Source organism: Thermomonas carbonis, assembly GCF_014396975.1.
GTDB lineage: Bacteria > Pseudomonadota > Gammaproteobacteria > Xanthomonadales > Xanthomonadaceae > Thermomonas > Thermomonas carbonis.
Map to the genome: position 1 here is coordinate 1,639,056 of NZ_CP060719.1, position 13,843 is coordinate 1,652,898.

General features: G+C 64.8%; 15 protein-coding genes. 12 read left to right on the plus strand and 3 right to left on the minus strand.

All coding sequences use genetic code 11. The features are described 5' to 3' along the window. Positions 1–129: 129 nt before the first annotated feature. Complete coding sequence (locus H9L16_RS07515; RefSeq protein ID WP_187553894.1) at positions 130–1,506, plus strand: pyridoxal-phosphate dependent enzyme; 1,377 nt, start codon at positions 130–132, stop codon at positions 1,504–1,506. A gap of 15 nt (positions 1,507–1,521) precedes the next feature. Then, positions 1,522–2,682, plus strand: a complete 1,161-nt coding sequence (locus H9L16_RS07520) for a cystathionine gamma-synthase (RefSeq protein WP_187553895.1) — start codon at positions 1,522–1,524, stop codon at positions 2,680–2,682. 7 nt (positions 2,683–2,689) lie between these two features. Here the strand turns inward: H9L16_RS07520 and H9L16_RS07525 are convergent, their stop codons facing one another. From H9L16_RS07525 to H9L16_RS07535, 3 genes are all read right to left on the minus strand, one after another. Next, positions 2,690–3,463: a sulfotransferase domain-containing protein gene (locus H9L16_RS07525; protein ID WP_187553896.1), complete on the minus strand. Its 774-nt coding sequence runs from the start codon at positions 3,461–3,463 to the stop codon at positions 2,690–2,692. Continuing rightward, complete coding sequence (locus H9L16_RS07530; protein WP_187553897.1) at positions 3,444–4,583, minus strand: ABC transporter ATP-binding protein; 1,140 nt, start codon at positions 4,581–4,583, stop codon at positions 3,444–3,446. Before H9L16_RS07530 ends, H9L16_RS07525 begins: the two co-directional genes overlap by 20 nt. A gap of 296 nt (positions 4,584–4,879) precedes the next feature. Beyond that, on the minus strand, positions 4,880–6,907 hold the full coding sequence (locus tag H9L16_RS07535; protein WP_187553898.1) for a hypothetical protein: 2,028 nt from the start codon (positions 6,905–6,907) through the stop codon (positions 4,880–4,882). A 457-nt stretch (positions 6,908–7,364) separates the two neighbouring features. Here H9L16_RS07535 and H9L16_RS07540 point away from each other — a divergent pair, with 457 nt between their 5' ends. The 10 genes from H9L16_RS07540 to H9L16_RS07580 all read left to right on the plus strand — a co-directional run bounded on the left by H9L16_RS07540 (position 7,365) and on the right by H9L16_RS07580 (position 13,822). After that, positions 7,365–8,165, plus strand: a complete 801-nt coding sequence (locus H9L16_RS07540) for an ABC transporter permease (RefSeq protein ID WP_187553899.1) — start codon at positions 7,365–7,367, stop codon at positions 8,163–8,165. Then, positions 8,155–9,855 carry a GspE/PulE family protein gene (locus tag H9L16_RS07545; RefSeq protein WP_187553900.1) on the plus strand — a complete coding sequence of 567 codons (1,701 nt, stop codon included), beginning with the start codon at positions 8,155–8,157 and terminating at the stop codon, positions 9,853–9,855. The genes H9L16_RS07540 and H9L16_RS07545 overlap by 11 nt, the downstream gene beginning before the upstream one ends. A gap of 7 nt (positions 9,856–9,862) precedes the next feature. Next, positions 9,863–11,056, plus strand: coding sequence for a type II secretion system F family protein (locus H9L16_RS07550; RefSeq protein ID WP_187553901.1), 1,194 nt, complete (start codon positions 9,863–9,865; stop codon positions 11,054–11,056). A gap of 35 nt (positions 11,057–11,091) precedes the next feature. After that, on the plus strand, positions 11,092–11,556 hold the full coding sequence (gene gspG, locus H9L16_RS07555) for a type II secretion system major pseudopilin GspG (protein ID WP_223158191.1): 465 nt from the start codon (positions 11,092–11,094) through the stop codon (positions 11,554–11,556). A 13-nt stretch (positions 11,557–11,569) separates the two neighbouring features. After that, entirely contained in the window at positions 11,570–11,956 is a 387-nt protein-coding gene (locus H9L16_RS07560) for a pilus assembly FimT family protein (protein WP_187553902.1), read from the plus strand. A 14-nt stretch (positions 11,957–11,970) separates the two neighbouring features. After that, positions 11,971–12,294 carry a PulJ/GspJ family protein gene (locus H9L16_RS07565; RefSeq protein ID WP_187553903.1) on the plus strand — a complete coding sequence of 108 codons (324 nt, stop codon included), beginning with the start codon at positions 11,971–11,973 and terminating at the stop codon, positions 12,292–12,294. Between the two features lie 121 nt (positions 12,295–12,415). Then, positions 12,416–12,847, plus strand: coding sequence for a hypothetical protein (locus H9L16_RS07570; protein ID WP_187553904.1), 432 nt, complete (start codon positions 12,416–12,418; stop codon positions 12,845–12,847). Further along, on the plus strand, positions 12,823–12,978 hold the full coding sequence (locus H9L16_RS07575) for a hypothetical protein (RefSeq protein WP_187553905.1): 156 nt from the start codon (positions 12,823–12,825) through the stop codon (positions 12,976–12,978). Before H9L16_RS07570 ends, H9L16_RS07575 begins: the two co-directional genes overlap by 25 nt. 26 nt (positions 12,979–13,004) lie before the next feature. Further along, a complete protein-coding gene (locus H9L16_RS16160) occupies positions 13,005–13,448 on the plus strand; it encodes a hypothetical protein (protein ID WP_233449420.1) in 444 nt (147 codons plus the stop codon). Next, complete coding sequence (locus H9L16_RS07580; RefSeq protein WP_325065073.1) at positions 13,442–13,822, plus strand: hypothetical protein; 381 nt, start codon at positions 13,442–13,444, stop codon at positions 13,820–13,822. Before H9L16_RS16160 ends, H9L16_RS07580 begins: the two co-directional genes overlap by 7 nt. Positions 13,823–13,843 lie beyond the last annotated feature (21 nt).

The window sequence follows — 13,843 nt, forward strand, 5'->3', positions numbered from 1 at the left end:
ATGCGCGGCCACCTCGTCGGTCGCCATCGTCCGTGTGCCGCGCACGCGTTTTTGCAGGTCGCAAAGCCGGGTCGGTGAAAAGGGGCGGCTGCTAGAATCACCGGCTTGCCGCAACAGGCTGACCACTGCATGGCCACCCACGATTCCATCCTCGAACTGGTCGGCGATACCCCGATCATCCGTGCCCGCCGCCTCGATGTCGGCCTGTGCACGTTGTATCTCAAGCTGGAAAGCCAGAATCCCGGTGGCTCGATCAAGGATCGCATCGGCCTGTCGATGATCGAGGCCGCGGAGGCGCGCGGCGACATCAAGCCCGGCGACACCCTGGTCGAGGGCACCGCCGGCAATACCGGCATCGGCCTGGCGCTGGTGGCACAGCAGAAGGGCTACCAGCTGATCCTCGTCGTGCCCGACAAGATGAGCCGGGAGAAGATCTTCAACCTCAAGGCGATGGGCGCGCAGGTCGTGCTGACCCGCAGCGACGTGGCCAAGGGCCATCCGGATTACTACCAGGACATGGCCGAGCGCATCGCGCGGGAAACGCCGGGCGCCTATTTCATCAACCAGTTCGGCAACCCGGACAATCCGGCGGCGCACGAATTCGGCACCGGTCCGGAAATCCTGGCGCAGATGGCCGACGTGGGCGGGCTGGATGCGATCGTGTTCGGCTGCGGCAGCAGCGGCACCATGACCGGGCTGTCGCGTTGCTTCGCGACGCATTCCCCACACACCGAGCTGGTGCTGGCCGATCCGGTGGGTTCGATCCTGGAGGAATACATCAACCGCGGCACGCTCAGCGAGAAATCCGCGAGCTGGATGGTGGAAGGCATCGGCGAGGATTTCCTGCCGGCGATCGCCGACTTCAGCCGCGTCAAGGAAGCGCATGCGATCAGCGACAAGGAAAGCTTCCTGACCGCGCGCGAATTGCTGGAGAAGGAAGGCATCCTGGGCGGCTCGTCCACCGGCACGTTGCTGGCCGCCGCGCTGAAGTATTGCCGGGCGCAGGCCACGCCGAAAAACGTGCTGGCGTTCGTCTGCGACACCGGCAACAAGTACCTGTCGAAGATGTACAACGACTTCTGGATGCTCGACAACGGCTTCCTGGAGCGCGAGCAGCACGGCGACCTGCGCGACCTGATCCTGCGCCCGTTCGCCGCGCGCGATACGGTGGTGGTGGGGCCGGGCGACCTGTTGATCACTGCCTGGCAGCGGATGAAGCTGTACGACGTCAGCCAGTTGCCGGTGATGGAAGGCGACCGCATCGTCGGCATCGTCGACGAGTCCGACGTGCTGCTGCACGTGTACGGCGACGAGGCGCGCTTCCGCGACCCGGTCGCCACCGCGATGGTCAGCAAGCTCGACAAGGTGAACGTGGCGGCACCGATCGAGGCACTGCTGCCGGTGTTCGACCGCGGCCACGTGGCGATCGTGATGGACGGTGAGCGCTTCATCGGCCTGATCACCCGCATCGACCTGTTGAATTTCCTGCGTCGCCGCGTGCAGTAACGGACGAACCACACCATGAGCGAGCACAACGACCACGGCCTCGGCACCCTCGCCATCCACGGCGGGCAATCGCCCGACCCGACCACCGGCGCGGTGATGCAGCCGATCTACGCGACCAGCACCTACGCGCAGTCCAGTCCCGGCGTGCACCAAGGCTTCGAGTACTCGCGCACCCACAACCCGACCCGCTTCGCCTGGGAGCGCGGCGTGGCCTCGCTGGAGGGCGGCAGCCGCGGCTTCGCGTTCGCCTCCGGGCTTGCGGCCACCTCGACCCTGCTGGAGCTGCTGGATAGCGGCGACCACGTCATCGCGATGGACGACCTCTACGGCGGCAGCTACCGCCTGTTCGAGCGCGTGCGCACGCGCAGCGCCGGACTGTCGTTCTCCTTCGTCGACCTGACCGACCCGGCCGCGTTCGAGGCCGCGATCACCCCGAAGACGAAGCTGGTGTGGATCGAGACCCCGACCAACCCGCTGCTGAAGATCGTCGACATCGCCGCGATCTCGGCCATCGCGAAAAAACATGGCTTGCTGGTGGCGGTCGACAATACCTTCGCCTCGCCGATGTTGCAGCGCCCGCTGGAGCAGGGCGCCGACATCGTCATGCATTCGGCCACCAAATACCTCAACGGCCACTCCGACATGGTCGGCGGCATCCTGGTCGTCGGCGATAACGCCGAGCTCGGCGAGCAGCTGGCCTTCCTGCAGAATTCGGTGGGCGCGGTGCAGGGGCCGTTCGACAGCTTCCTCGCCCTGCGCGGCCTGAAGACGCTGCACCTGCGCATGCGCGCGCATTGCGCCAATGCACAGGCGCTGGCGGAGTGGCTGCAGGGCCATGCCGGCGTGGTCGACGCGATCTATCCCGGGCTTGACTCGCATCCGCATCACGAACTCGCGAAGCGGCAGATGGACGGGTTCGGCGGCATCGTCTCGGTGCGCATCGCCGGCGGCTTCGAGGGCGCGAAGCGCTTCTGCGAACGCCTCGAACTGTTCACGCTGGCCGAATCGCTGGGTGGCGTGGAATCGCTGGCCAACCATCCGGCGGTGATGACCCATGCCTCGATCCCGCCCGCGCGTCGCGCCGAACTGGGGATCAGCGATGACCTGGTGCGCCTGAGCGTGGGCATCGAGGATCTGGCGGACCTCCAGCGCGATCTGGAATACGCGCTGGCCTGAGTTCGTCTCAGTCGAAGACGATGCCGTAGCGCTCGCGCATCGCCCGCAGTTCCCGCCGCATCAGCCAGCGCAGGAGCCGGGAGTCGAGCGCATCGGGCGCTGCCGGCGGATAGTCGCCCACGAAGACCGGCGCATATGCGTTGCCAGACGGCGGTGGTGCCGCGCCGAGGAATGCGCAGGCATCGCGCACGCAGGTTTCGGGGTCGCTGCGCAGGCGTTGACTGCGCAACACCAGCACTTGCTCGCGCGGGAAGTGCGCATAGAGCACATCGAGCTGGCGGGCGTAGTCGCCGCGCGCGCGATAGCTGTGACGACGCAAAGGCGAGCCGCGCGCGAAATTATCCGCGTAGCCGTGCAGGCGCCATCGTTCCAGCAACACCGCCAGCCAGAGTGGCAAGTGCTCGTGGCCGCGCTGGCGTTCCATATGGTGGTGCGAGCGGGCGCGTTCCAGCGGATCGCGCAGCAATACGATCCAGCGCATCGCCGGGTTGTAGCGGGCGATCCGCGCCACGCAGCGCGGCTGGAACAGGTAGAACGGCGTGGCGTCGCCCCAACATGCTCCGTGCTGCGTGTCCGCGAACTGGTCGACATGGCGGGCGTCGATTTCGCCTGCCGACCAGGTCTCGTCGAAGTCCGGCGCATCGAACACGTGCGCTTCCTTGTCGACCGGCAGGCGCAGGCCCGGGCTGGCGCGCAGGTACTGGGCAAGTGCCGAGGTCCCGCACTTCTGCACCCCCCCGACCACGAACGCGATCCGCGGTTCAGGCGATGTCGGTGCCATCCACGGGGCCGGTATGCAGGGTGATTTCGGCGGGCAGGGGAAAAAGCCCGCTGAAGCGCTCGATCGAGTTGTCGACGACTTCGAACGACAGATCGGATTCGTAGCGGCACAGGACGCGCCGATGATGCTGGTGCAGCGTGGGGGCTTGTACCAGTCGCGCGCGGATTCGGTAGATGCCATGTGCCAGCTGTACCCGGAACGCGATCTTCAGCTGCACGCGCTCCTCGCCCGGGGTTCGGTCTGGCAAGCGCACTCTGCGTCCGCTGAGCGGGACCCCGCGTTCGTCCAGGATGTCGATGACGCAGGCGGCATCGGTGAGGGTCGGTTCCATTTGCAGGTCGACAGTGACATCCAGCGGGTCGTCGTAGGCAAGGGCGAGGTGGCGCGCCCCATCCTGCAAGTGCATGGCCACGATCCCGCCGTCCTCGCTGCGAAACCCCTCGGCGATCCGGATCGGCTTCGGCTGGCCTTCGCGCAAGGCTTTGGCATGCACGCGGAACAGATATTCCTCGATGACTTCCTCGGGACTGCCGAGCATCGCCATGCGCCCGGATTCCAGCAGGATCGCCCGTTGACAGAACGCGCGCAGCGCGTTGAGGTCGTGGCCGACGAACAGCAGGGTGGTACCGCGCGCCAGGATCTGCTGGATGCGTGACATCGCCTTGGCCTGGAAGGCAGCGTCGCCGACCGCCAGTGCTTCGTCGACGATCAGGATGTCCGGGTCGATGTGGACCTGCACCGAGAACGCAAGGCGCAGCGCCATGCCGGAGCTGTAGGTCTTGACCGGCTGGTCGATGTAGTCGCCGATGTCGGCGAACGCGATGATGTCGGCGAGCAGGGCGTCGATGCGCGCAGTCGTCAGGCCCAGGATCGCGCCGTTGATGTAGATGTTCTCGCGCCCGGTCAGTTCCGGGTTGAAGCCGGAGCCCAGTTCCAGCAATGCGGCTACGCGGCCATGCGTTTCCACCCGGCCGGAGGTTGGCGGCAGCACGCCGGCGATGATCTGCAACAGGGTGCTCTTGCCGCTGCCGTTCAGGCCGATGATGCCCAGCGCTTCACCGCGCTGCAGCTCGAAATCGATGCCGTGGAGAGCTTCGTGCACATGCATGCGTCTGTGCACGGCGCGATGCAGGCGTGACGAAAGCCGGGGGGCCGCGCTGGCCAGCAGCGTGCCAAACCGGTGCAGGACAGGGACTATCAAGCGCTGTGCGGGCGAGGTCCAAGTCCGGAAAGTCTTGCAGACATCCTGCACGACGATGGCCGGGGATGATTGGGTGTGGATGGCGTTGGTACCAGCGGACATGGAGGCTGCAATCGAAACCAGACGCGCATTGTAGCCGTCGCTGCCAGCGCAAATAAAAACGGGCGGCCCGAAGGCCGCCCGCAAGGTGGAACGATGTCGCTAGATGCTAGAGCTTACGGAATCGACTGCGTGCAGTACGGATCTTCGTTGCTCTCGTCGCGGTCGTCGGTGCTGGTGCCGTGGTCGGAACCGGTACCGTTGCCCTCGTTGCCGCACGGATCGGTCGTGCCGCCCGTGCCCGGACCACCGTTCGGACCACCCGGCTCGCCGGTGGACTCGCCGTTGCCGCGGAAGTCCGGAGTGGATTCCTGGGCGATGTCGGACGGACGGGTGCCCGGCAGGCTGGCCAGCGTGCCTTCGATGCCATCACGCATGTACTGCTCGCCACGGGTATCGCTGTCGGTGACGTTGGTCAGGACGCGCAGGCTTTCGTTGCTGATCAGGCTGGTGGCAACCAGGCCCGGGAACTCGGCGGTGACGACTGCGCGCCACTTGTTGCCGGCACCCGCGGTACCCCATGCGCCGGTAGCCGTCAGGCTGCCCGGGAAGGTGCCGCTTTCCAGCTGGTCCGCATACACCTGCACGGACTGGCCGGCCGGGATGAAGATGCGAACCTGCGAACGGCCCGCCTGGTCCGGATCGGTGGTGCGAACGCCACTGTCCTGGATGCCTTCCAGCGAGACCCAGCCATCGGTGGCGCTGCGGTTGGTCAGGCGGATGAAGCTGCGCTGCGCCATGTTGCTGCCCGGATTGATGGTGAAGATTTCCATCGTCGAGCCGTTGTAACGCAGCGGGAGCAGGTTGCAGGCTTCGCCACCGACCGCCGGGAACACCTGCGGATTACCCAGGATGTCGTCGCGGTAGAAGGTGGTGGTGACCGAGATGTTCTGGTCATTGATCACGGTGTCGGAGTCGACGAAGCCGCAGACCGTCAGGTTGACGCCGTCTTCACCGGTCAGGCCAACGTCGTCCGCGTCGAAGACCGGGAAGGTCACGGTGGAGCCGTTCGCTTCACCACGCATCAGTGCGGTGCCGGAGGAGCACGTGCCGTCGAACAGCCACACATCATCGCTGTAAAGGGAGGGGGAATCGTTCTCGAACGCCAGCCAGCCGCCGGTGTCGCCGGTCAGCACGACCTCGAATTCGTCGTCACCCAGGAACTCGAAACCGCCGGCGGCCACGTCATTGGCACCGATGGTCACGTCGCCCAGATTGATCCACTGGCGGCTGTAGTCGCCGGTGAAGGGGTCGCTGCTGAAGTTGTCGCCCGTCGAGATCGAGGAACCCAGCTTGCCGTCCCAGCTGAAGCGGGACTTCGGCATGTCATCGCTGAGCCAGGAATCGGCCACGTCGATGTACTTGTCGGTGTCGGCGCCGCTGATGTCGGTGCAGGCGGTGACTGCCGAGACCAGGGTCAGGATCGGCCTGCTCTGCAAGGAACCGGCGAACGGTGCGTCGTTGGTCGGGTTGATGAACCAGAAGTCACCGTTGACCACGTTGCCGATGGTCGGCGAACCGACGAACTGATCCAGGCTGGTCAGGTGCGCGTTGTCAAAACGCAGCAACAGGCCGCTGGACGGGTTCTGCGGGTTGGTGATGCCCTGCTTCGGGGTGATGCGGATGGAAACGGTCTGGTTCGGCTCTGCGGTAGCAGCGCCGGTGGGCCCGATCGAATAATAGGCGTCAAACGCGACGTCCCACGTACAAGCCAGCGTGCCGTCCAGGTAGATGTCTTCGGTGGTGCGCACGGTCGCAGAGGCTGCCGGCAGCGGGCCGACGCCGTCTGGATCGACGCAGGTCGCCGGATCCACGTTGAACACGCTCGGCGTGTAGGTGCTGTCGAACTGCGCACCGTCTTTCAGGGTCATGCGGGCGGTGAAGCCGTTGGTGAAGTTGATCGCGTTGTCCGGGGCATTGAAGTCCCAGATCAACTGTTCGCGCATCGTGTAGTCGTAACCAGACGAGATGTAAATGTTCTGGTAGGCCACCGGCTCCGGAGCCTGCTGATCCGCGGTGCCGGTCATTTCATTGCCGTTGAGCGGGGCGTTGCCGTCTTGACGGGTGCCGTAGTCGTAAGCGACTGCAGCGCCGGCCAGTCCCATGCCGGCCACAAGGGCAGCGGCGAGGACGTTCTTCTTCATGCTAGACATGTCTAACTAACTCCTGTCAGTTGGTAATACGGTGTGTTTGCAACTCTTTCCGGCTGCACGGCCCATGCCCGGTACCAGGAGGCTGGGCCTCCGGCACCCGGAATCTTCCAAGCGTTTGCATCGATGTTCTGAGTAGACGTTAATCGGGGGTGCCTTGCGGACATCCACGATTCCCCTCCCCCTGGTTGATCAAGTTGCAGCGTGGACGCTAACGTAAGGTTCAGGAATCGTCAATCCCTTTAATGTGAATAGGTTATAGCGGTGTGCAAATCCTGTGTCACAACATGACCTTGTCACGACAATGTGACATTTCGTGTCAGCAAAGCCCCCGTTCAGGTGAAAGAAGCGGAGCGTTGGCACGAAACCGCTAGACTTCGGCCCCCATAAGCCGGTCGCTCGGGCGCTGAATATACCCGTTCCGCCGTCGATCGTTGAATCGGAGCCCGCAGTGCTGACGACTGTTGCACATTCATGGAGGCATGGGCCGCTGATTCGCATCCTGGCGTGGCGCGACATCAGCGGGCGCTATCGTGGATCGCTGCTGGGTTCCTTTTGGTCGCTGCTGACTCCGCTGCTCATGCTGGCCGTCTTCACTTTCGTGTTCGGGGTGGTGGCACCGACCCGTTGGCCAGGGGTGGAGGAGCAGGGGATCGGCATGTTCGCCCTGCGCCTGCTGGCAGGAATGGTGGTGCATGGCTTGTTGGCCGAAGTGCTGTCGCGGGCCCCGGCCTTGGTGACCTCGCAACCCAACTACGTGACCAAGGTGGTGTTTCCGCTGGAGGTCCTGGGCTGGGTGTCGCTGCTGACCGGGATTTTCCACGCGTTGATGGCGTTGGTGGTGCTGGTGGTGCTGGACGGTGTCTTCGGCACGGGCTTTTCATGGACGATGCTGGCGTTGCCGCTGGTCCTGCTGCCGTACGCGCTGCTGCTGGTGGGTCTGGTCTGGCTGGTGTCCGCGCTGGGCGTGTTCCTGCGCGACTTGGCCCAGCTGGTCGGGCCACTGGTGATGGTGTGCATGTTCCTGGGGCCGGTGTTCTACCCGCGCGAGGCGATGCCTGCCGCCGCCCAGCCCTGGCTGGCGCTGAACCCGATCACGGTGCCGGTGGAGCAGGTGCGACGGGTGCTGTTCGACGCGCAGTGGCCACAGTGGGACGTGGTGGCGCAGTATTCGTTGGTGTCCGTGGCTGTGTATGTGTTTGGCTTGTGGGCGTTTTCCAGACTCAAGAAAGGATTCGCCGATGTCCTCTGAAGCCGCGCGCGCCGCGCCGCGCGACCGCTTGCTGGGCGAGTTGCTGCTCGACGCCGGCCTGCTGGGCGTGGCCGACCTGGAACGGGGGCTGGCCCTGCAGCAGAAGCTGGGCGGGCGGCTGGGCAGCGTGCTGATGCGGATCGGCGCGGTGAGCGAGGACAACCTGCTGCAGGTCCTCAGCCGACAGTTGGGATTGCCGGTGATGGGTGCCGAGGTGCCGGCCCCGGACGAGGACGCGATGCGGCTCACCGCCCTGCAGGCACCGACCGGGATCGACTGGCTGCTCGACCAGCAGGTGCTGGTCTGGCCGGGTGAGGGCAACGACCTGCTGTGCGCTGCGCGCGACCCGTTGTTGCCCTCATTGCGCGAGGCGATGCGGCATGCCTTTCCCGGTCGTCGGGTGCATTGGTGTCTGTGCCGGGCGCAGGACCTGGAGCGCATGCTCGACGGCTTGGCCCACCATGCCCGCTCGGACGAATGGAGCGGTGGCGACGAACAGCAGCTGCGGGCGATGGCCGAGGAAGCCCCGGTCGTCGAGCTGGTCAGCAACCTGATGGCGCAGGCGGTCGAGCAGCGCGCCTCGGACATCCACCTGGAGCCGGAGGAGCGCACCTTCAGCGTGCGTTTCCGCATCGACGGCGTGCTCCACAACCGTCTGCATCTGCCGCGTGACCGTTTCGACGCGGTCGCCTCGCGGCTCAAGCTGATCTCGGGCATGGATATCGCCGAGCGCCGGCTGCCGCAGGACGGGCGCATGTCGACCCGTGTCGGCGGGCAGGAAATGGACATCCGCGTATCGGCATTGCCCGGCGTGCATGGCGAGTCGATCGTGATGCGCCTGCTGCCGAAGGAGCGCAAGGAACTGGGGCTCGAGCGGCTCGGCTTCGAGGCGGATCACCTGGCGATGATGAAGGCGTGGACCGCCGAGGCGAACGGCATCGTGCTGGTCACCGGCCCGACCGGTTCCGGCAAGTCGACCACGCTTTATGCATCGCTGGCTGCCGCAAACGATGGCCTCAAGAAGATCATCACGGTCGAGGATCCGGTCGAGTTCCAGCTGCCGGCGATCACCCAGATCCAGGCGCATCCCGACATCGGCCTGACCTTCGCCAACGCCCTGCGTTCGATCCTGCGCCAGGATCCGGACGTGATCATGATCGGCGAAATCCGCGACCTGGAAACCGCGCAGATCGCGGTGCAGGCTGCGTTGACCGGCCATCTGGTGCTCAGCACCCTGCACACCAACGATGCGATCAGCGCGTTTACCCGCCTGGTCGACATGGGCGTGGAGCCGTTCCTGGTCGCCACCCCGGTGCGTGCCGTGCAGGCGCAACGGCTGGTGCGCCGGTTGTGCCCGCATTGCGCCCGCCCGCATGCGGTGCCGGCCGCGATAGAGGCCGAAGTCCGGCTGTTCGCCGAACGCGTGCTGCCCGGTATGGCGCCGCGCTGGATGGAGGCGGTGGGGTGCTCGCAATGCATGAATACCGGTTACCGCGGCCGCCTGGGCATCTACGAGATGGTGCCGGTGACTGAGGCGATGCAGCACCTGATCGTCAGTGGTGCATCGGTGAACGAGATGAAGAAGCTGGCCCGCGACGAAGGCTGCCGGTTCCTGCGTGATGACGGCCTGTTGAAGGCGTGGCAGGGCCAGACCACGGCCGAGGAAGTGCTGCGCGTCACCGGCAGTTGAGCCCCGCATGCCCCGTTACCACTATCACGCACTGAACGCCGAGGGCATCAGCCTGGAAGGCATGCTGCGCGCCGACAACGAGCGCGACGTTGCCCGCCAGTTGGAGCGGCGCGGACTGTCGGTGATCGAAGTGACCTCCGGAGAAGCCGGCGGTCGCGAGCGCCGCGGCCGCCTGCGCCACGGCGACGTGATCCTGGCCCTGCAGGAACTGGCGACCATGCTCACCTCCGGTGTGAGCATCGCCGATGCGGTCGGCAGCCAGGCGCTGGGTGCGCACCATCCACGCATCGTCGCCGCATTCAGCACCATGTCCCGCGATCTGCAGCGCGGCTTGGCGTTTTCGGCCACGCTGGCCAAGTGCGGGCTGCCGTTGCCGGAATACGTGGTGCAACTGGCGCGTGCCGGCGAACTCACCGGCGAACTCGGCCGCGCGCTGCGCGATGCCTCCACACAGATGGAGTACGAGCAGCAGCTGCGCAACGAGATGCGCAACGCGCTGATCTACCCGCTGGTGCTGGTGCTGGCCGGGGTAGCGGCGGTGGCGATCATGTTCATCTTCGTGGTGCCCAAGTTCGCCTCGTTGCTGGAGCAGGCGAACGACTTGCCGCTGCTTGCGTGGATCGTGCTGGCCTTCGGCACCTGGACGCGGGAGAATTTCCTGCTGCTTCTGGTCTTGCTGGCAGCGGTCGGTGCTGGCGCCGCATGGGCGCTGCGCAAGCCGGAGCTGCGCGCACGCGGGATGGATGCGATGTCGCGCTGGCCGGTGATCGGGCCATGGTTGGTGGAGGCCGATACCGCGCGCTGGGCGAAGGTGCTGGGTGCGCTGCTGGGCAACAAGGTGCCACTGATGCGCGGGTTGGAACTGGCGCAGTCCGGTCTGCAATTGCCGCAACGGCGCGCGCGCATGGGCGAGGTGACGCGTGCAGTGCGCGGTGGCTCCTCGCTGGCTGATGCGCTGGAAGACCACGACGCACTGACCGCGACCGGTTACAACCTGATCCGGGTCGGCGAGCGCTCCGGCAAGCTGGCATCCATGCTGGATTCATTGGCGCGGCTGTATGAAGAGGCGGGCCGCAATCGCATGAAGCGCGTGCTGATCCTGCTGGAGCCGATCGCGATCCTGGTGATCGGCAGCGTGATCGGCACGATCATCCTCGGCGTGATCCTGGCCATCACCAGCGCCAACGACCTTGCCGTTTGACCGCAGTTCCCCGAGACAACAATCGAGACGCAACGATGCGATCCAATCCCCGTTTCCGCATGCGCCACCAGCATGGCTTCACCCTGCTCGAGATGATCGTGGTGCTGGTCATCATTGGCCTGATCATGGGCCTGGTTGGTCCAAGGTTGTTCGGCCAGGCCGACAAGGCGAAGGTGCAGACGGCCAATACCCAGATCAAGATGCTGCGCGGCGCATTGCAGACGATGCGCCTGGATATCAGTCGATGGCCGACCGAGCAGGAAGGCCTGGCCTTGCTGACGACCAAGCCCGTGAACCTCGACGCGGTGAAAGGTTGGGCTGGCCCGTATCTGGATGAGGCGGTGCCGCAGGATCCGTGGGGCCAGGCCTACCAGTTTTCTCCTCAGGCCAGCGATGCCAATCCCTTCGTCCTGTATTCCTACGGCGCCGACGGCAAGGAAGGGGGAGAAGGTCAGGATGCGGACATCGGTTACTTGCCGGGTCAACCCGCCGCCCAATGATCCGCAGGCTGGCATGAGCAGGGCAGGTTTCACCCTGCTGGAGATGATCGTGGTGCTGGCGACCTTGGGTCTGGCCACCGCGCTTGCGGTGCCGGCCATGCTGCGTGGAATCGAAAGTTGGCGCCAGCAGGCCGCGATCGACGTCTTGTTGGACGCTATCCGGGCGCTTCCGGCAGGCGCGCGTGCGCGTGGCCAGCCGATCGTCATCGACGAAACCTCGTTGCGATCCGACAATCCGCCTCTGCGCATCGCGGGCGATTGGACCCTGAGCGTCCCCACACCGTGGCGCGTCGGTGTCAATGGCGTGTGCGCGGGCGGCGACATGGTTGTGGTAGGTCGATATGGCGAGAAAACCATTCGCGTCTCTACACCATTTTGCGAGGCGAAGGTCCTGCCTTGAGAACGCGTTCATCCATGGCCGGCTTCACGCTACTGGAGGCGATTGTCGCTCTGGTGATCCTCAGCATCGGCGCGTTGGCGCTGTATGGGTGGCTCTCCACGAACATGATCGCGCTGGAGCGAGTGCGGGCACGACAAGAGCAGGAGATCGTGGCCCGTTCCTCGCTCGATCTCGTGCGTCGCCTCAATCCGATGGAGACACCCACCGGGGAGCGTCGTGTTGACGACCTCATCGTCAAATGGTCGGGGAGGTGCTGGAAGGACCCAAGCCGGGTGTCATGCAATCCGGAGGTACGAGCATCTTCAATGTGGGATTGTATTTGCTGGATGTTCGCGTGACCCGCGATGGAGAGGTCGTGCATGCGTTCAAGGTGCGCCAGGTCGGCTGGAAGCAGGTGCGGAAGGTGGATCTGTGAGCGCGTGCATAAACCCGCGTTCGCGCCTCTCGGGCTTCACCCTGATGGAAATGCTGGTCACTCTCATGCTGGTGTCGTTTGCCACCATGTTGATGTTCCAGATGTTGGGCAGCTACCGCATCGCGAACGAGCGGGTGAGCGCGCAGGCGGGCTTGATCGATCGGCAGGCACTGCTTTACGACTGGTTCCGGGACACCGTACATGGCTTGTTCACGGCACGCGATCTGATATTCACCGGAGATCCCGAGCGCTTTATGGCCGTGACCATCAATCCACTCTATGCGCCGGAAGGGAGCCCGACCCGCATCGGCTGGTCCCTCCAAATGGCGACCAACGGGCGGCAGGAAATCGTGTACTCCGAATCCGGGCGCGAGCGATGGCGGCTGCCGCTGGACGGCGATGGCAGTGCGCGCTTTGTCTACTTGGATGAGTCCGGGCGCCAGAGCTCGACTTGGCCCCGAAGCTGGGATTGGTGAAGCCGGAGAAACTGCCTGCGGTCGTGATGTTGTCGCGCGGCGAAAACAGCGGTCTGTCGCCGGCGCTGGCGGCAGTCCTCGGTCCGTTGGAGCCGCCATATCGCTTGTACGGGCTGGAGCAAATGGATTGACTGGGATGCATAGGGAGCGGGGATTCGTGCTGGTGCTGGTCCTTGCGATGCTGGTGGTGCTATCGCTGGTCGCGGGCACCGTGGCCGCGATCACCAGTCGATTGGTCGCGCAGTCGCAGCAACGAGCGCAGTACATGCAGGACGAGGTGGATATCGCAAGCACGCGCGCCACGATCCTGTATCTCATGATGAGCCAGCGGGTGACCGTGCGCGGAATAACGGTGGACAATCTGGTGTCGTTCGGCGAGGACGGCGTGCGCGAGATCCAATCTCCCGCAGACCTGGATTCATCTCTCCCGATCGGCAACGAAATCGTGCCCGATGGCCGCGTGTATCGGGCATGGGCAATGCCCGTTTCTCGCTGCAGGACGACCATGGTCTGTTTGGCGTCAACTGGAGTTCGCCAGCCAGGCTGGATCGGCTGCTGGCAAACGGCGGCCGTGCTCAGGAGCCAGCCGAGACCTTGCTGAATCGCTTGCTCGATTATCAGGATGAAGACGATTTGTATCGTCTGAACAGTGCTGAGGCGGACGCATATCGCAAAGCCGGCCTGGCTCGACCGACCAACCGGCCACTTACTACTCCGATGGAATTGACGCGCGTGATGGGATGGAAGGCCGCACTTGATTTCCTGTCGCCTGCGGAAATCAACGACGCGATCAGCGTGGATACCGTGTCGATGGTCAACGTCAATACCGCTTCAGCCAGAGTTCTTCTGACGCTGGCAGGCATGGACCAAGAAAAAGTGGATCGAGTGATGGCTTTCAGGAAACTGCAACCGTTCCTGACCGACGTGTCGTTCAATCAATTCCTCGGGCGCATGCAGGCCCGGAGGAGCCCTTGACTGTGTATCCTGCCGCGTCGG